This is a genomic window from Mesorhizobium sp. WSM4840, assembly GCF_055811755.1.
The window spans coordinates 1-219 of the sequence record NZ_JBVVQD010000158.1 but is presented as its reverse complement, the minus strand read 5'-3'; the positions used below and the strand labels follow the sequence as shown (position 1 = coordinate 219).

Here is a 219-nt window from a genome sequence, read left to right as displayed (position 1 = left end):
GTCGCATCGCCCTCCGCGCCCGGCGCCGCCAGCCTGGAAGGATCGGTCGGGCGGAACAGCGCATCGACGAAATACGACGTCGCGTCGCTGCCTCCGTCGCTCCCGGCGTTTGCGGTCGCGCCTGCCGAGGCACCCATTGCTACTCCCGAGGCCACTGTCGAGGCCGCCTTGACGCCGGTGCCGATTGCCGCGGACAGCGCCGAACCGAGCACGAACACG

General features: G+C 71.2%; 1 pseudogene. It reads right to left on the bottom strand.

Annotation, left to right across the window (positions count from 1 at the left end):
• Positions 1–219 (bottom strand): annotated as a pseudogene (locus AC0L3I_RS37110) (hypothetical protein); the annotation flags it as partial.